Raw genomic sequence first — 16,827 nt, 5'->3', positions numbered from 1 at the left:
TACGGTGGCCGGATGGAGTCGTTGGCATCGACGCTGGCCGAGCGCGTGGTGCTCCTGGACGGCGGGCTCGCCACGCGCCTGGAGAGCCGCGGCCATGACCTCAGCGACCGGCTCTGGTCGGCGCGGCTCCTCCTCGATGACCCCGACGAGGTGCGCGCCGCGCACGCCGACTTCTTCGCCGTCGGCGCGGAGGTGGCCACCACGGCCTCCTACCAGGTCAGCGAGTCGGGCTTCGAGGCATCCGGACACACCGCCACCGAGGCGCGAGAGGCCCTGCGCCGCAGCGTCCGGCTGGCCCGCGAGGCGTCCGAGGGGTTCGCGGGACCCCGCTGGGTGGCCGCCTCGGTGGGTCCGTACGGGGCGAGCCTGGCCGACGGCTCCGAGTACCGCGGCGACGACGGCCTGAGCGTGGCCGCGCTGCGGGCATGGCACCGTCCGCGTCTGGAGGTGCTCGCCGAGGCGGGCGCCGACGTGCTGGCCTGCGAGACGATCCCGTCGCTGGCCGAGGTCGAGGCGCTCACCCTCGAACTGGCGGCCCTCGGCGTTCCCGCCTGGCTGTCGCTGACCACGGTGGCCGGACGCACGCGCCGGGCTGAGGCGGCGGCCGAGGCGTTCGCGATCGCCGCCGAGGCGCCGAACGTCATCGCGCTCGGGGCGAACTGCTGCGATCCCGCCGAGGCGAGCGCGGTGACCGCCGCCGTCGGCGGGCGCCGTCCGGTCGTCTTCTACCCCAACAGCGGCGAGCTGTGGGATGCCGCGAGCCGCCGCTGGAGCGGGGAACCGGGTGTTACCGGCAGCACCCGGGACTGGGTCGCCGCCGGCGTCAGGGCCGTCGGCGGATGCTGCCGCGTGACGCCCGCGCACGTCTGCGCGATGGCGGCCGAGCTGGCCGACGCGGCGAGCTGATCGGGTCAGCCGATGCTCCAGCCGTAACGCTCGTGCAGTGCCGCCGCCACACGGGCGAACCTCTCCCGGTCCAGCGCGCAGGCCTCTCGCCGCATGCCGTCCGCGTGCACGCTGTAGAGCTGCTCGATGTCGACCCAGGACGGCCGGCCCTGCCCGTCCCAGGGCCCCGTGCCGATGGACAGGAAGTCGCGATCGCGATCGTGCGCCTTGCTGGTCAGCCGTACCGCGAAGACCCGCTCGGCGTCCTGGCGGCCGATCACGAGCACCGGGCGATCCTTGCCCCGCCCGTCGTTCTCGTCGTAGGGCACCCACGTCCAGACGATCTCGCCGGCATCCGGGTCGCCGTCCTGCAGCGCGGGCGCGTAGGTGATGCGGAGTCCGTCGCGTCGCGGCGGGGCGACCTCGATCGTCGAAGAAGTGGTCACCCGTCCACGATAGCGAGGACGACGAAGGGGGCACCGCCCGCAGGCGGTGCCCCCTTCGATCCGTACGGATCAGTCGACGAGCGCGTAGCCCTCCTCGCCGTGCACGACGGTGTCGATGCCGGCGATCTCGTCCTCGTTGCGCACGCGGAATCCGATCGTCTTCTCGATCGCGATGCCGATGACGTAGGCCACGACGAAGGAGTACAGCAGCACCGCGACCGCGGCGATGGCCTGCATGACCAGCTGCATGGCATCCCCGCCCACGAACAGGCCCGTGCCGGTGGCGAAGAAGCCGAGGTACAGGGTTCCGATGATGCCGCCGACCATGTGGATGCCGACCACGTCGAGTGCGTCGTCATAGCCCAGTCGCCACTTCAGCTCGATCGCGAGGGCGCAGACGGCCCCGGCGATGACCCCGAGCAGCAGCGCCCAGCCCGGCGTGAGGTTGGCGCACGAAGGCGTGATCGCGACCAGGCCCGCGACGGCGCCGGATGCGGCGCCCACCGAGGTGGCCTTGCCGTCCTTGAGCTTCTCGACCACGATCCAGCCGAGGATCGCTGCGGCGGTCGCGCCCAGCGTGTTCACGACGATGAGGCCGACGCTCTGGTCCTCCGTGCCGAGCAGCCCGAAGGTGCCCTCCGCACCCGCGTTGAAGCCGAACCAGCCGAACCACAGGATCGCCGCTCCCAGCATCACCAGCGGCACGTTGTGCGGCTTGTTGATGCCCTTCTGGAAGCCGACCCGCTTGCCCAGCACCAGGGCGAGGGCCAGGGCCGCGGCGCCCGCGTTGATGTGCACCGCGGTGCCGCCGGCGTAGTCGATGACGCTGTAGTCGAGGCCGAAGGCGGTGCCGAGGTTGTAGATCCAGCCACCGGCCCCCCACACCCACGCCGCGACCGGGAAGTAGACGATCGTCGACCAGATGCCCGCGAACAGCATCCACGAGCCGAACTTGGCGCGGTCGGCGATGGCGCCGGAGATCAGCGCGACGGTGATGATGGCGAAGGTCGCCCCGAAGGTCGCGCCCACGAGAGCATCGCTGTCGGCGCCACCGAGGCCGAAGTCGGAGAACGGGTTGCCTGAGAACGTGAACGTCCACGAGGACGTCTCGTCGATGGCCGACATGTTGGCACCGAAGAGGATCCACAGGACCCCGACGAGCCCCATCGCGCCGAAGCTCATCATCATCATGCTGACGACGCTCTTGGCCTTGACGAGGCCGCCGTAGAAGAACGCCACACCGGGCGTCATGAAGAGAACGAGGGCTGTCGCTGTGACAGACCACGCAAGATTTCCGCTGTCCATGGGGCTGGTTCCTTTGCTGTCCGAGACTGGCACGCACCGGCACGCCGAGTTCGGGTCTGCGACGGGCCGGTCGGGAACAGTCTGAGTTCCCACCGTTTCGAGCTGGGTGTTCGTTGTGTTTCGCGGCGGTTACGAGGCGGCGGCCGGCGTTAACGTCCCGTTTCGGGACCGCGCCGGAGGACCTCAGGCGTGGGTCAGTGCGACCAGTCGCGAGATCGCGCGCAGGTACTTCTTGCGGTAGCCGCCGGCGAGCATGTCGTCTCCGAACACCTGATCGAGCGGGATGCCGGTGGCCCGCATCGGGATCTGCGCGTCGTAGGCGCGGTCGACGAACGCCACGAAGCGCAGCGCGGCCGACTGGTCGACCAGGGGGACGACCTCGCGCAGGCCGATGAGCGCCACCTGGTCGAGGAGCCGCAGGTAGCGCGAGGGGTGGACGGCCGCGAGATGGCCGATCAGGGCGGAGAACACGTCGTCCGACGCCACCGCCGCGCCCGCAACCGCACGCGCGTACTCGTCGTCGGCGACCACGACGGCGTGCCCGTCGATCGCCCGCTGGCGATAGTCGGTGCCGTCGATGCGGATGGTGCGGAAGCTCGCGGACATCGCGTGGATCTCGCGCAGGAAGTCCTGCGCCGCGAACCGGCCCTCCCCGAGCGCGTTGGGCGGTGTGTTGGAGGTGGCCGCCAGGCGCGTGCCGGAGGAGACGAGCTCGCCCAGGAGCCGCGTCATGACCATCGTGTCCCCCGGATCGTCGAGCTCGAACTCGTCGATGCACAACAGCTGCGACCCCTGGAACAGCGCGACGGTGTTGCGGTAGCCGAGCGCGCCGACCAGGGCCGTGTACTCGATGAACGAGCCGAAGTACTTCCGCCGCGCCGGCATCGCGTGGTAGATCGCCGCCAGCAGGTGGGTCTTGCCGACCCCGAACCCGCCGTCGAGGTAGACGCCAGGCGGCAGGTCGGGTCCGCGCTTCGCACGCCGGAACAGCCCTCCGCGCGGCGCGGGCGCTCCTCCCCCGACGAAGGCGACGAGCAGGTCCTTGGCCTCCTGCTGCGACGGGTACCGCGGGTCGGCCCGATAGGTCTCGAAGGTCGCGTGGTCGAACTGGGGCGGCGGCACGAGCGCTGCGACCATGTCGGCCCCGGAGACCTGCGGGTTCCGGTCGCACAGGTGCACGATGCTCACGAGGCCGCCTCCCCCCGCTGGGCCGCCGCGGGGCTCAGACCGTGGCGGTCCAGCCATGCGCAGATCGCCCCGCTCCACCGGTCCTGGTCGTAGTTCCACAGCTTCGTATGCCGCGCCACGCGGAACACCTCCAGCTCGACGAGGTCGGGCCGGGCCGCGAACAGCTGGTGCGAGGCATCCGAGGGGACATACCCGTCGTCGTCGCTGTGCAGGATGAGGATCGGATGCCGCAGCTCGGCCGCCCGGGCGACCATGTCGAGCCGGTCGAACGGGATCGGCACGTCCACCCCGGCCGCAGGCCCCGTCCACTCGCGCTGCAGGGCGCGCATCGCGAGCGTGGCGACGGGACGCGGGAGCCGGTTCAGCTGCGCCTGGTGGCCGAGCACGACCCGCCAGTCGGCAACCGGGGAGTCGAGCACGAGACCGGCGATGAGGTCTCGATGGGCGGAGTTCAGCGACAGCTGCAGCGCGATCGCGCCGCCCATCGACCAGCCCATGACCACGATCCGCCGCGCGCCGCGGCGGCGTGCCTCTCCGAGCGCGGCATCCACGTCCCGCCACTCGGTCGCGCCCAGTCCGTACGTGCCGGCGGGTGTGCGCACCGCCTCGCCGTCGTTGCGGTAGGACACCACGAGCGTGGTGAGACCGGCGGCGTGGAAGACCGGCACCGCGCGCAGGCACTCCGCGCGCGTGGCACCACGCCCGTGCACCTGGATCACCCACGTGTCGGTGGGCTCGGCGGCGGGGAAGACCCAGGCCGGGCAGGGGCCGACAGGCCCGCCGACGACCTCGGTCGTGAAAGGAAGGTGCAGCTGCTCGGGGACGTCGTAGTACCAGCCGCTGAAGGCCGCGTCGGGGGCGATGCGCGCCCCGCGCGCGACGTGGGTGAGGAGTTTTCGAGTCACCGTGTCGCCGTTGGTCGACAACACGGTGCCGAGCTTGACGTAACCGGCGTCGCCGGCCGTGAACAGCCCGTACCGCCCGGGCAGGACCGTGTCGTCGGTGCGGCGGAGCGTGATCGTCTGGGCCGACGTGTCGATGCCCACGACCGCGGTGTCCGGCACGCGGTCGCCCGGAGTGACCACGCGCCTGGCCATCGACAGCGACACGACGCCGAGGAGTCCGAGCACCCCGGTGAGCGCCGAGGCCAGCGCGACGATGAGGGAACGCAGCACCACGACCATGGTGCGAGATGGCGCCGAGGGCACGGCGCGCCTGGATGCCTTCATCGTGCGCTCACTCTAGTCTGTCGCCGTGGACGCCCCCTGCCAGCCGGCCTTTCCCGCCGTCGCCGAGTCGCTGCGGGCGATGACCTTCCGCCCCGACCTCACCGTCCGCGAGATCCCCGCGCCGGGGAGCCTCGCCCCCGACGCGTTCGCCCTGGCCGGCGATGTGCGGCCCGCGGTCGATGGCGTCGACTCCGAGTACGGCACCGGGCGGCTGATCCTGCTGCACGACGACGACGAGCCCGACCCGTGGAACGGCGCGTGGCGCATCGTCTGCTTCGCCCAGGCCCCGCTGGAGCCCGAGATCGGCACCGATCCGCTGCTGGCCGGGGTCGCCTGGTCATGGCTCGTCGACGCGCTCGAGGCGCGCGGCGCGCGCTTCCACTCCGTCTCGGGCACCGCGACCAAGACCCTCTCGAAGGGCTTCGGGTCTCTGGCCGACGAGCCCGACGGCGCGCAGATCGAGCTGCGCGCGTCGTGGTCGCCGGAGGGCGAGCTGACCGCGCACGTGCAGGCCTGGGCCGAGCTCGTGTGCATGCTCGCCGGCCTTCCCCCGGGCTCGGAGGGCATCGCGGTCTTCGGAGCGCACAGGATGGCCCGTGGCTGAGTACGACACGATCACCGATCCTGAGGCGTTCGGCGACGCGGTCGCGCGCCTCGCCGGCGGCACCGGGCCGGCCGCCGTCGATGTCGAGCGCGCCTCCGGGTTCCGCTACTCGCAGCGGGCCTACCTCATCCAGGTCTTCCGGCGGGATGCCGGGGTGTTCCTGTTCGATCCCGTCGCGATCCCGTCCTTCGCACCGCTCCAGGACGCGATCGGCGACGTCGAGTGGGTGCTGCATGCCGCCAGCCAGGATCTGCCGTCGCTGCGCGAGGCGGGTCTCGAGCCGCGCACGCTGTTCGACACCGAGCTCGCCTCGCGGCTGCTGGGCCACGCCCGCGTGGGCCTGGGCGCGGTCGTGGAGGACACCCTCGGCATCCCGCTCGCGAAGGCGCACTCGGCCGCGGACTGGTCGACCAGACCCCTGCCGCACGCGTGGCTGGAGTACGCGGCCCTGGACGTGCTGCATCTGGTCGACGTGCGCGACGTGCTCGAGGCGGAACTGATCGAGCAGGACAAGCTCGAGCTCGCCGCAGAGGAGTTCCGCGCGGTCCTGCAGCGCCCGGTCAAGCCTCCGCTTCAGGAGCCCTGGCGCCGCCTCAGCGGCCTGCACACCGTGCGCGGGCGGCGCGCGCTCGCCGTGGCCCGTGCGCTGTGGACGGCGCGCGAGGAGTACGCCCGGGCGCAGGACGTGGCGCCGGGGCGCCTCGTGCCCGATCGCGCCCTGGTCGCGGCCGTGCGCGCCGATCCGGCGTCGAAGCACGAGCTGGCCTCGGTCAAGGAGTTCACCGGCCGCGCCAGCCGCAGCCAGCTCGAGCGGTGGTGGGCGGCGATCGAGGCGGGGCGGGCAGACCCCGCCCTGCCCGCCGAGCGCGTGCGCGGGGACAGCCTGCCGCCCCCGCGGGCGTGGGCCGACCGCAACCCCGAGGCCGACGCGAGACTCAAGGCCGCCAAACCCCTCATCGAGCAGCGCGCGGAGGACCTGCGCATGCCCCTGGAGAACCTGCTCACGCCCGACACGCTGCGCCGGGTCGCCTGGTCTCCTCCGGCGGTCGTGGATGCGGCATCCGTCGGCGAGGCGCTCGCGGGCCACGGCGCGCGGCCCTGGCAGATCGCACAGACCGCACAACTGATCGCCGATGCCTTTGTCTCATCCGCACAAGCCGATTCCGAGGGCCCGGAAGGCCCTTCGTAGGTTCGACCCAACCGATTTCGGGGCCTTCGGCGCCGACCTAGGCTGGAGGCATCCCCAACCCAGGAGGCAGTGTGGCCGAGATCTCGGACGTCTTCTTCGTCGACGGCATGCGCACCCCGTTCGGGCGCGCCGGCGAGAAGGGCATGTACTGGCGCACGCGCGCGGACGACCTGGTCGTAAAGGCGATCCTCGGCGTGATGGAGCGCAACCGCGCGGTGCCCGCCGACCGCATCGACGACGTCGCGATCGCCGCGACGACGCAGCAGGGCGACCAGGGCCTCACCCTCGGCCGCACCGCGGCGATCCTCGCCGGACTCCCCCGGTCGGTGCCCGGCTTCGCGATCGATCGGATGTGCGCAGGGGCGATGACCAGTGTCGCCACGATGGCGGGCTCGATCGGCTTCGGCATGTACGACCTCGCCCTCGCCGGGGGCGTCGAGCACATGGGACGCCACCCGCTCGGCGGAAGCGGCGCCGACCCCAACCCGCGCTTCCTCACCGAGCGGCTCGTCAGCGCCGACGCGCTGAACATGGGCGTGACCGCCGAGCGGCTGCACGACCGGTTCCCGCAGCTGACCCGCGAGCGCGCGGACCGTTTCGGCATGCGGAGCCAGCACAAGGCCGAGGCCGCCTACCGCGAGGGCCGCTTCCAGCCCGACCTGGTGCCGGTGGCGATCACCGACGCCGACGGGGCGTGGGGGCTCGCCACCGAGGACGAGGGCCGCCGCCCGGAGACCACGATGGAGGGCCTCGCGCAGTTGAAGACGCCGTTCCGTCCGCACGGCCGCGTGACCGCGGGCACCTCGTCGCCGCTGACCGACGGGGCGACCGTGAGCCTCCTCGCCGGAGCCCAGGCCGTCAAGGAGCTCGGCCTTGCGCCCAAGATGCGCCTCGTCTCGTACGCGTTCGCCGGCGTGCAGCCCGAGGTGATGGGGATCGGCCCGATCCCGTCGACCGAGAAAGCGCTCGCCAAGGCGGGACTGACCATCGGCGACATCGGGCTGTTCGAGCTCAACGAGGCCTTCGCGGTGCAGGTGCTGTCGTTCCTCGACCACTACGGCATCGCCGATGACGATCCCCGCGTCAATCCGTGGGGCGGAGCGATCGCGCTCGGCCACCCGCTCGCGGCATCCGGGGTACGCCTCATGATCCAGCTGGCCGCGCAGTTCGTCGAGCACCCCGAGGTGCGCTACGGACTGACGGCGATGTGCGTCGGGCTCGGCCAGGGCGGCTCGATGATCTGGGAGAACCCGCACTACACCGGAAAGCGGAGGAAGTGACATGGCGCACGACGACATCGACTTCTCCCCCCTCGCCGCGATCGCCGAGGGCGAGGTCGTCACGCACTCCCGCGTGCGCGATGTGCGCCTCCCCTCGGGGCGCGTGCTCGCGCTCGTCACCCTCGACAACGGACGGGACCACACCCGGCCCAACACGCTCGGTCCCGCGACGCTGTTCGAGCTGCGCGACCGGCTCGACGAGCTGCGGGCGCGTGTCGCAGCCGGAGAGATCCACGCCGTCGGCATCACCGGCAAGCGGTACATCCTCGCCGCCGGGGCCGACCTGAGCGACATCACGAAGGTGCGCTCTCGCGACGATGCGCGACTCCTCGGCCGGCTCGGGCACCGCGTGCTCGGTGCGCTGTCCGAGCTCGGCGTCCCCTCGTTCGCCTTCGTGAACGGCCTCGCCCTCGGCGGTGGCCTGGAGATCGCACTGAACTCCACCTACCGCACGGTGGACGCTTCGGCGGCCGCCCTCGCCCTGCCCGAGGTCTTCCTCGGGATCATCCCCGGCTGGGGCGGGGCGTACCTGCTCCCGAACCTCATCGGCATCGAGAAGGCGCTGGAGGTCGTGATCTCGAACCCGCTGAAGCAGAACCGGATGCTAAAGCCCCAGCAGGCGTTCGACCTCGGCATCGTGGACGCGATCTTCCCGGCATCCGCCTTCCTGGAGGACTCGCTGCGCTGGGCCGACGGCGTGCTCACCGGCACCGTCAAGGTCGACCGCAAGCATGCGCCGGGCAAGCTGGAACGGCTCACGAAGTGGCCCATCGCGATCAGGATGGCCCGCAGCATGCTCGAGTCGAAGATCGGCACCGTGCCGCGTTCGCCGTATGTCGCGCTCGACCTCCTCGACAGGGCGCGCACGGGCACCAAGTCCGAGGGCTTCGCGCGCGAGGACGAGGCGCTGGCCGACCTCGTCGTGGGAGACCAGTTCGCGGCATCCATGTACGCGTTCGATCTCGTGCAGAAGCGCGCCAAGCGACCGGTCGGCGCCCCCGACAAAGCGCTCGCCCGGCCCGTCACGAAGGTGGGCGTCATCGGCGCGGGGCTCATGGCGAGCCAGTTCGCACTGCTGTTCCTGCGCAAGCTCCAGGTGCCGGTGCTCATCACCGACCTCGACCAGGCGCGCGTCGACAAGGGACTCGCGTACATCCGCGACGAGATCGCCACGCTCGAGGCCAAGGGGCGTCTGGACGGCGACACCGCCAACAAGCTGCGCGCGCTGGTGACCGGCACGACCGACAAGAGCCTCTACGCGGACTGCGACTTCGTCATCGAGGCGGTCTTCGAGGAGGTCGGCGTCAAGCAGGCCGTATTCGCCGAGATCGAGCAGCTCGTGGCCCCCGATGCGATCCTCGCGACCAACACGTCGTCGCTGTCGGTGGAGGAGATCGGGGCGAAGCTCGCCCACCCCGAGCGCCTCGTCGGCTTCCACTTCTTCAATCCCGTGGCGGTCATGCCGCTCGTCGAGATCGTGAAGACCCCGGTGGCGACGGATGCCGCGCTGTCGACCGCGTTCGTCGTCGCGCGCGGCCTCGGCAAGAACGCCGTACTCACCGCGGATGCACCGGGCTTCGTGGTCAACCGCCTGCTCGCCAAGGTCATGGGCGAGGCGGCGCGCGCCGTGTACGAGGGCACGCCCGTCGCCGACGTCGAGCGGGCGTTCGCGCCGCTCGGGCTGCCGATGGGGCCGTTCCAGCTCATCGACCTCGTCGGCTGGAAGGTCGCCGCGCACGTGCAGGACACCATGGCGGGTGCGTTCCCCGACCGGTTCTACGCGAACGCGAACCTCCACGAGCTGGCGGAGCTTCCGGCCGTCGTAGAGAAGGACAAGACGGGCCGCGTGACCGGGTTTACCAAGGCGGCGGAGAAGGTGCTGAAGGGCGCCGTCGGCGATGCGCCCGTCGCCGACGACGAGATCCTGCGCCGCGTCCAGGACGGGCTCGCCCAGGAGATCAGGCTCATGCTCGACGAGGGCGTCGTGCCCGAGGTGGAGGACATCGACCTGTGCCTCATCCTCGGCGCGGGCTGGCCGTTCATCGACGGCGGCGCCTCGCCCTACCTCGACCGCGAGGGCGCGTCCGAGCGCGTGTTCGGCGACACGTTCCACCACCCGCCGATCCGCGGCATCGGGGCCTGACCCCGCCCGCGCAGCGCTCGGCCCCCGGCATCCAGCCCCTCGCTCCCTCCCACCCGGCGGGGTTGACGGGCGACGTCGTGCTAGATTCTGAACATGTTCAGTTATGAACGTATGCCGGAGACCAAGAGCGAGCGGACCAGGGCGCTGCTGCGCAGCATCGCGCTGCGCTCGTTCCGCGAGCACGGCTACGACGCCACCACGATCCGACGGATCGCGCAGGAGGCGGGGGTGTCGGTCGGCACGACCCACTACCACTTCCCCTCCAAGAACCACCTCGTGCAGGAGCTCTATCTCGACGTGCAGGAGGCGCATCGCGCTGCAGCCGTCCCCGCGCTCGCGGCCGAGACCGACCTGGTCGCGCGGCTCGGGGTCGTCTACCGCACCGGGCTCGACCAGCTCTCGCCCTTCCACGCGCACGCCGCCGAGTTCCTCTCCGCGGCGGTGTCGCCCCGCTCGCCACTGAACCCGCTGTCGGAGGAATCGGCGCCCGCCCTCCGCATCGTCGAGGAGCTGTTCCGCGAGGCGGTCGACGGCGCGGATCATCGCCTCCCCGCCGACCTCGCCCATTCGCTCCCCCGCGCGCTGGTGCTGGGGCACCTGCTCCTCGCCCTGTTCTGGGTCTACGACTCCTCGCCCGGGCAGCGCCGCACTCGGAGCGTCCTCGACCGCGGCCTGGGGCTCCTCCGCACCGCCCTGCCACTCACTCGGATGCCGCTCGTCCGCCGCCCGCTGCGCGAGTTCCTGGACCTCGTCGCCGAGGTGCGATCGTGAGCGCGGGATCGGTGATCCCGGCATCCGCCCCCACCGCGGGCAAGCCGATGGCGGCCACGTGGGCCGATGTCGTCCACGGCGGCTCCGTCTCCTGGCTGACGTTCGTCACGCTGGTTGAGGCTCTGCTTCTCGGGAGCTTCATCGTCGCGGCGATCATGGATCCGGACACGAGCCTCTTGAATCTCGCGATGATCCCGGTCAGCCTCATCATCGGCATCGCGCTCGGCGGCGGCGTAGCAGTGGTAGCGATGGTCGTGGCGATGCCGTTCGCATGGCTCATCGCCCGGGCCCTCGCGCACGAGCGGCGCATCCGCGTCCACGTAATGGCGTACGCGGCGCTGGGCGTCGTCGCAGGCCTCGCCGTCGTCGGCGTGAATGCGCTCGTCTTCGACGCCTCCTCGAGCTGGGAAACCCCGCTGCCGTTCCTGGCGACGGCGCTCGCCGCGGTATCCGCCGTCTTCGGCTGGTGGCGTGCATCGCGCACCGCCCGCTGGGCGCTGCGCGCGACATCCTGAAGCTCCGCGCTTCACCTGTCACGAATGGTCGCGGCGGGCCACGGAGGCGACACAACGCACCAGGTTTGAGTTCGGCCGGGCGGCTCACTTGGCGCATATGGTCGCCGCTCGCGACGCCTGCGACACAACGCGCCAGGTTCAGCACCGGGAACCGCGGCTCACCTGGCGCATATGGTCGCGGCACGCGGCAGAAGCGGCACTATGGGCCAGGTTTGCGCTCCCGGGCCGGGCTTACACGCGCCCGCCGCGCGCACCCTCCGGTCAGCCGTCGGCGCGGCCGGTGGCGCCGCGCTCGCCCAGCGGGGCCGCATCGGCGGCCCAGATCGCACCGGCGTCGGCCTCGGGCTTCGCGACCGGCACCCTGGTGCCGAGCACCTGGGCCACGACGTCGTGGGCGATGCGGGATGCCGTGAGCCCGGCATCCGCCAGGATCTGCTCGCGGCTGCCGTGGTCGATGAACGCGTCCGGCAGCCCCAGCTCGTCGACGGCCGTGTCGACGCCGGCCTCACGGAGCACCTGACGCACCCGCGTGCCGATGCCGCCGACGCGGATGCCGTCCTCGATCGTGATGACGAGGCGGTGGGATGCCGCGAGCTCCACGATCGACGGCTGCACCGGCACGACCCACCGCGGGTCGACGACGGTCGAGCCGATCCCCTGCGCGCGCAGGCGATCGCCCACCTCGACCGCGACGGCGGCCATCGGGCCGATGCCGATCAGCAGCACATCCTCCGACTCGCCGCGAGCGAGGACGTCCACGCCGTCGGCCAGCCGCTCGACCGCGGGGAGGTCTGCGCCCACCGCGCCCCTCGGGAAGCGCACCACGGTGGGGGCGTCGCCGACCTCCAGCGCCTCGGCGAACTCCTCGCGCAGGCGCGCGGCATCCCGCGGCACGGCGATGCGGATGTTCGGCACCAGCTGCAGCATTGCGAGGTCCCACACGCCGTGGTGGCTCGGCCCGTCCGGGCCGGTGACTCCGGCGCGGTCGAGCACGAACGTGACGCCGGCCCGGTGCAGGGCGACGTCCATGAGCACCTGATCGAAGGCACGGTTCATGAACGTCGCGTAGATCGCGACGACCGGATGCAGTCCGCCGAAGGCCATGCCGGCGGCGGATGCCACGGCGTGCTGCTCCGCGATGCCGACGTCGTACACGCGATCGGGGAAGCGCTCCGCGAACGGCTGCAGACCGGTGGGGCGCAGCATAGCCGCGGTCACCGCGATGACGTCCTCGCGGGCCTCGCCCGCGCGGACGAGCTCCCGCGCGAACACGTCGGTCCACGCCTCGGCCGATTCCCCGCCCAGCGGCGCACCGGTGATCGGGTCGATCCGGCCGACCGCGTGGAACTGGTCGGCCTCGTCGTTGCGGGCCGGGTCGTAGCCCCGGCCTTTCTCGGTGATCGCGTGCACGATGACGGGCGCGCCGTACTCCTTCGCGAGCTCCAGCGTCTCCAGGAGCACCGACAGGTCGTGCCCGTCGACCGGACCGAGGTACTTGATGTCGAGGTTCGAGTACAGCGCGGCATTGTTGGTGAAGCGGGACAGGAACCCGTGCGTGCCGCCACGGACGCCGCGGTAGACCGCGCGTCCGGGGGCGCCGAGGCGGCCGAACAGCTCGTCGGAGCCGCGGCGGAGCGAGCGGTACGAGTCCGCCGTGCGCACCCGGTTGAGGTAGCGGGCCATGCCGCCGATCGTCGGCGCGTACGAGCGGCCGTTGTCGTTGACGACGATCACGAGGTTGCGGTCGTTGTCGTCGGAGATGTTGTTGAGCGCCTCCCACGTCATGCCGCCGGTCAGCGCGCCGTCACCCACGACGGCGACGACATGCCGGTCGTGGCGGCCGGTGCGGATGAGCGCACGCGAGATGCCGTCGGCCCAGCTCAGGGAGCTGGACGCGTGCGAGGACTCCACGACGTCGTGCACGCTCTCGCCCCGCTGCGGGTAGCCTGCGAGCCCGCCGCGCGCCCGCAGGCCGGAGAAGTCCTGCCGGCCGGTGAGCATCTTGTGGACGTAGGACTGGTGACCCGTATCGAAGACGATGGGGTCGTTCGGCGAATCGAAGACGCGGTGGATCGCAAGGGTGAGCTCGACCACGCCCAAATTCGGGCCGAGGTGGCCGCCGCTTCTGGCCACGTTCTGCACCAGGAAGTCGCGGATCTCCTGAGCAAGCTCGCGCAGCTGATCGATCGTCAGGTCGTCGAGGTCACGGGGCCCGGCGATCTCAGGCAGCAGCGGCATCGGACTCCCTTCGCGCGACGGTGCGGGGCCAGTCTAGTCCGGCGGTCCAGGAGGACCGCGGCGCGGGACCGGCCGACACCGACGCCGCCTCAGACGAGCGAGCGCAGCACGTACTGGAGGATGCCGCCGTTGCGGTAGTAGTCGGCCTCACCGGGGGTGTCGATGCGCACGACCGCATCGAACTCGACGGTCTCCTTGCCGGGCGCGGAGAACTCGCTGGGAGCCGCGGTGACGTGCACGGTCTTCGGCGTGACACCGTCGTTGAGCTGCTCGAGCCCGGTGATCGAGACGACCTCGGTGCCGTCCAGCCCCAACGACTGCCAGCTCTGACCTGCCGGGAACTGCAGCGGCACGACGCCCATGCCGATGAGGTTGGAGCGGTGGATGCGCTCGAAGCTCTCGGTGATGACGGCCTTCACGCCCAGCAGGCTCGTGCCCTTCGCCGCCCAGTCGCGCGACGAGCCCGAACCGTACTCCTTGCCGCCGAAGACGACGAGCGGCGTGCCCTGTGCCTGGTAGTTCTGGCACGCGTCGTAGATGTACGCCTGCGGTCCGCCCGGTCGGGTGAAGTCGCGCGTGTAGCCGCCCTCGACGATCGCGCCGTCGTTGACGGCGCTCACCAGGAGGTTCTTCAGGCGGATGTTCGCGAACGTGCCGCGGATCATCACCTCGTGGTTGCCGCGACGAGAACCGTAGGAGTTGAAGTCCTTCTGCGCCACGCCGTGTTCGGTGAGGTACTGCGCGGCGGGCGTGCCGGCCTTGATGTTGCCCGCCGGGCTGATGTGGTCGGTCGTGACGGAGTCGCCGAGGGTCGCCATGACCCGGGCGCCGTGGATGTCGCTCACCGGGGTGAGCTCCATCGTCATGCCGTCGAAGTACGGCGCCTTGCGCACGTACGTCGACTCGTCGTTCCACTCGAAGATCGGGCCGGTGGGCGTGGGGAGGTTGCGCCAGCGGTCGTCGCCGTCGAAGACGGTGGCGTACTGCTTGATGAACTGCTCGCGCGAGATCGACGCGTCGATGATCTCCTGCACCTCGTCGGGGGCGGGCCAGATGTCCTTGAGGAACACGTCCTCGCCGGAGGCGTCCTTGCCGAGCGGATCGGTCTCGAAGTCGAAGTTCATGGAGCCTGCGAGCGCGTAGGCCACCACCAGCGGCGGCGAGGCGAGGTAGTTCATCTTCACGTCGGGGCTGATCCGGCCCTCGAAGTTGCGGTTGCCGGAGAGCACCGCCGTGACGGCCAGGTCGTTCTCGTTGATGGCCGTCGAGACCTCGTCGATGAGCGGGCCGGAGTTGCCGATGCAGATCGTGCAGCCGTAGCCGACCGTGAAGAAGCCGACGCCCTCCAGCGCCTTGTCGAGGCCCGACTTCTCGTAGTAGTCGGTGACGACCTTCGATCCCGGGCCGAGCGTCGTCTTGACCCAGGGCTTGCGCTTGAGCCCCCGATCGAGCGCCTTCTTGGCGAGCAGGCCCGCGGCGATCATGACCGACGGGTTCGACGTGTTCGTGCACGAGGTGATCGCGGCCAGCGTCACCGCGCCATTGTCGAGCGTGTACTCCTGGCCGTCGGGCGTGGTCACCGGCACCGGTGTCGACCACGCGGCGCGGCTGCCGCTGTTGATGTGCACGGGCCGCGTCGTCGGCTCCTCCTCGCCGGGGACCTGACCGGGATCGGATGCCGGGAAGGAGTGCTTGCCCTCCAGATCGACGATGTCCTGGGTCGTCGAGGCTGTCGCATAGTTCAGGATGTCCCTGCCGAACTGCGCCTTGGCCTCGGAGAGCAGGATGCGGTCCTGCGGACGCTTGGGCCCGGCGATCGAGGGCACCACGGTGCCGAGGTCGAGCTCCATGTACTCGCTGTAGACCGGCTCGTGGGCGGGGTCGTGCCAGAGCGACTGCTCCTTCGCGTACGCCTCGACGAGGGCGAGCGTCTGGTCGTCTCGGCCGGTGAGGCGCAGGTACTCGATCGTGACCTCGTCGATCGGGAACATCGCCGCCGTGGAGCCGAACTCCGGGCTCATGTTGCCGATCGTGGCGCGGTTGGCCAGCGGCACCGAGGCGACCCCGGCGCCGTAGAACTCGACGAACTTGCCCACCACGCCGTGCTTGCGGAGCATGTCGGTGATCGTGAGCACGACGTCGGTCGCGGTGACGCCCGCCGGGATGGAGCCGGTCAGCTTGAAGCCGACGACCCGCGGGATGAGCATCGAGACGGGCTGGCCGAGCATGGCCGCCTCGGCCTCGATGCCGCCGACGCCCCAGCCGAGCACGCCGAGGCCGTTGACCATCGTCGTGTGCGAGTCGGTGCCGACGCAGGTGTCGGGATAGGCCTGCAGCACGCCCGCGTTGGCCCGGTCGTAGACGACCTTGGCGAGGTGCTCGATGTTGACCTGGTGCACGATGCCGGTACCCGGCGGGACGACCTTGAAGTCGTCGAAGGCGGTCTGGCCCCAGCGCAGGAACTGGTAGCGCTCGCCGTTGCGCTCGTACTCGATCTCCACGTTGCGCTCGAGCGCGTTGGGCGTGCCGAACAGATCGGCGATGACGGAGTGGTCGATGACCATCTCGGCCGGTGAGAGCGGGTTGATCCGACTCGGGTCGCCGCCGAGGGCCGTCACCGCCTCACGCATCGTCGCGAGGTCGACGATGCAGGGGACGCCGGTGAAGTCCTGCATCACGACGCGGGCCGGGGTGAACTGGATCTCGGTGTCCGGCTCGGCATCGGGGTCCCACGATCCGAGCGCCTGGATCTGCGCCTTGGTGACGTTGGCGCCGTCCTCGGTGCGCAGCAGGTTCTCCAGCAGCACCTTGAGGCTGAAGGGAAGCTTGCGGTAGCCCTCGACCGCGTCGAGCCGGAAGATCTCGTAGTCGGTGCCGCCGACCGTCAGGGTGCTCTTTGCTCCGAAGCTGTCAACAGTGGACACGTCTGGTCTCCTTCGTCGGCGGGTACAGGCCCCGGGCCTGTGGGTCCCATCTTCCCCGCCTCCGGCGCGCACGGCTAGTGAGGCGGCCCTTACCGCGGGGATGCGATATT

At 71.0% G+C, this 16,827-nt stretch carries 13 protein-coding genes; 7 read left to right on the top strand and 6 right to left on the bottom strand.

All coding sequences use genetic code 11. The features are described 5' to 3' along the window. The first annotated feature begins 12 nt into the window (after positions 1-12). Complete coding sequence (gene mmuM / locus QM641_RS01720) at positions 13-906, top strand: homocysteine S-methyltransferase (protein WP_415112832.1); 894 nt, start codon at positions 13-15, stop codon at positions 904-906. A gap of 5 nt (positions 907-911) precedes the next feature. On the opposite strand, the gene QM641_RS01715 is transcribed toward mmuM, so the two are convergent. The 4 genes from QM641_RS01715 to QM641_RS01700 form a co-directional block, all read right to left on the bottom strand. Further along, positions 912-1,331, bottom strand: a complete 420-nt coding sequence (locus QM641_RS01715) for a type II toxin-antitoxin system PemK/MazF family toxin (RefSeq protein ID WP_415112830.1) — start codon at positions 1,329-1,331, stop codon at positions 912-914. A 69-nt stretch (positions 1,332-1,400) separates the two neighbouring features. After that, positions 1,401-2,636, bottom strand: coding sequence for an ammonium transporter (locus QM641_RS01710; protein ID WP_415112828.1), 1,236 nt, complete (start codon positions 2,634-2,636; stop codon positions 1,401-1,403). Between the two features lie 183 nt (positions 2,637-2,819). Then, the gene (gene zapE / locus QM641_RS01705) at positions 2,820-3,773 is read right to left on the bottom strand and encodes a cell division protein ZapE (RefSeq protein WP_415112919.1); all 954 of its coding nucleotides are present in this window, start codon (positions 3,771-3,773) and stop codon (positions 2,820-2,822) included. Between the two features lie 47 nt (positions 3,774-3,820). Beyond that, on the bottom strand, positions 3,821-5,053 hold the full coding sequence (locus tag QM641_RS01700; protein WP_415112826.1) for an alpha/beta hydrolase family protein: 1,233 nt from the start codon (positions 5,051-5,053) through the stop codon (positions 3,821-3,823). A gap of 79 nt (positions 5,054-5,132) precedes the next feature. On the opposite strand from QM641_RS01700, the gene QM641_RS01695 reads away from it, so the two are divergent. The 6 genes from QM641_RS01695 (at position 5,133) to QM641_RS01670 (ending at position 11,555) form a co-directional block, all read left to right on the top strand. Then, positions 5,133-5,657 carry a DUF3000 domain-containing protein gene (locus QM641_RS01695; protein ID WP_415112917.1) on the top strand — a complete coding sequence of 175 codons (525 nt, stop codon included), beginning with the start codon at positions 5,133-5,135 and terminating at the stop codon, positions 5,655-5,657. Further along, on the top strand, positions 5,650-6,846 hold the full coding sequence (locus QM641_RS01690; protein WP_415112824.1) for a ribonuclease D: 1,197 nt from the start codon (positions 5,650-5,652) through the stop codon (positions 6,844-6,846). The genes QM641_RS01695 and QM641_RS01690 overlap by 8 nt, the downstream gene beginning before the upstream one ends. Before the next feature lie 71 nt (positions 6,847-6,917). Continuing rightward, on the top strand, positions 6,918-8,126 hold the full coding sequence (locus QM641_RS01685) for a thiolase family protein (RefSeq protein WP_415112822.1): 1,209 nt from the start codon (positions 6,918-6,920) through the stop codon (positions 8,124-8,126). Between the two features lies 1 nt (position 8,127). Next, on the top strand, positions 8,128-10,269 hold the full coding sequence (locus QM641_RS01680; protein ID WP_415112820.1) for a 3-hydroxyacyl-CoA dehydrogenase NAD-binding domain-containing protein: 2,142 nt from the start codon (positions 8,128-8,130) through the stop codon (positions 10,267-10,269). Positions 10,270-10,362: 93 nt separating this feature from the next. Continuing rightward, a complete protein-coding gene (locus QM641_RS01675; RefSeq protein ID WP_415112818.1) occupies positions 10,363-11,040 on the top strand; it encodes a TetR family transcriptional regulator in 678 nt (225 codons plus the stop codon). Then, the gene (locus tag QM641_RS01670) at positions 11,037-11,555 is read left to right on the top strand and encodes a hypothetical protein (RefSeq protein WP_415112816.1); all 519 of its coding nucleotides are present in this window, start codon (positions 11,037-11,039) and stop codon (positions 11,553-11,555) included. The genes QM641_RS01675 and QM641_RS01670 overlap by 4 nt, the downstream gene beginning before the upstream one ends. A gap of 261 nt (positions 11,556-11,816) precedes the next feature. On the opposite strand, the gene dxs is transcribed toward QM641_RS01670, so the two are convergent. After that, positions 11,817-13,793 carry a 1-deoxy-D-xylulose-5-phosphate synthase gene (gene dxs, locus QM641_RS01665; RefSeq protein ID WP_415112814.1) on the bottom strand — a complete coding sequence of 659 codons (1,977 nt, stop codon included), beginning with the start codon at positions 13,791-13,793 and terminating at the stop codon, positions 11,817-11,819. 89 nt (positions 13,794-13,882) lie between these two features. Then, the gene (locus tag QM641_RS01660) at positions 13,883-16,717 is read right to left on the bottom strand and encodes an aconitate hydratase (RefSeq protein ID WP_415112812.1); all 2,835 of its coding nucleotides are present in this window, start codon (positions 16,715-16,717) and stop codon (positions 13,883-13,885) included. Positions 16,718-16,827: the final 110 nt, after the last annotated feature.

It is taken from the genome of Microbacterium sp. (genome assembly GCF_047605725.1).
Taxonomy (GTDB): Bacteria; Actinomycetota; Actinomycetes; order Actinomycetales; family Microbacteriaceae; genus Microbacterium.
The sequence above is the reverse complement of the archived record's forward strand: the minus strand, read 5'-3'. Positions and strand labels throughout refer to the sequence as shown.

Excerpts from the sequence above, each read along its gene's own strand:
- dxs (WP_415112814.1), bottom strand. The coding sequence starts at position 13,793 with ATGCCGCTGCTGCCTGAGATCGCCGGGCCCCGTGACCTCGACGACCTG.
- QM641_RS01675 (WP_415112818.1), top strand. The coding sequence starts at position 10,363 with ATGTTCAGTTATGAACGTATGCCGGAGACCAAGAGCGAGCGGACCAGG.
- zapE (WP_415112919.1), bottom strand. The coding sequence starts at position 3,773 with ATGGTCGCAGCGCTCGTGCCGCCGCCCCAGTTCGACCACGCGACCTTC.
- QM641_RS01695 (WP_415112917.1), top strand. The coding sequence starts at position 5,133 with ATGACCTTCCGCCCCGACCTCACCGTCCGCGAGATCCCCGCGCCGGGG.
- mmuM (WP_415112832.1), top strand. The coding sequence starts at position 13 with ATGGAGTCGTTGGCATCGACGCTGGCCGAGCGCGTGGTGCTCCTGGAC.
- QM641_RS01700 (WP_415112826.1), bottom strand. The coding sequence starts at position 5,053 with ATGAAGGCATCCAGGCGCGCCGTGCCCTCGGCGCCATCTCGCACCATG.
- QM641_RS01710 (WP_415112828.1), bottom strand. The coding sequence starts at position 2,636 with ATGGACAGCGGAAATCTTGCGTGGTCTGTCACAGCGACAGCCCTCGTT.
- QM641_RS01680 (WP_415112820.1), top strand. The coding sequence starts at position 8,128 with ATGGCGCACGACGACATCGACTTCTCCCCCCTCGCCGCGATCGCCGAG.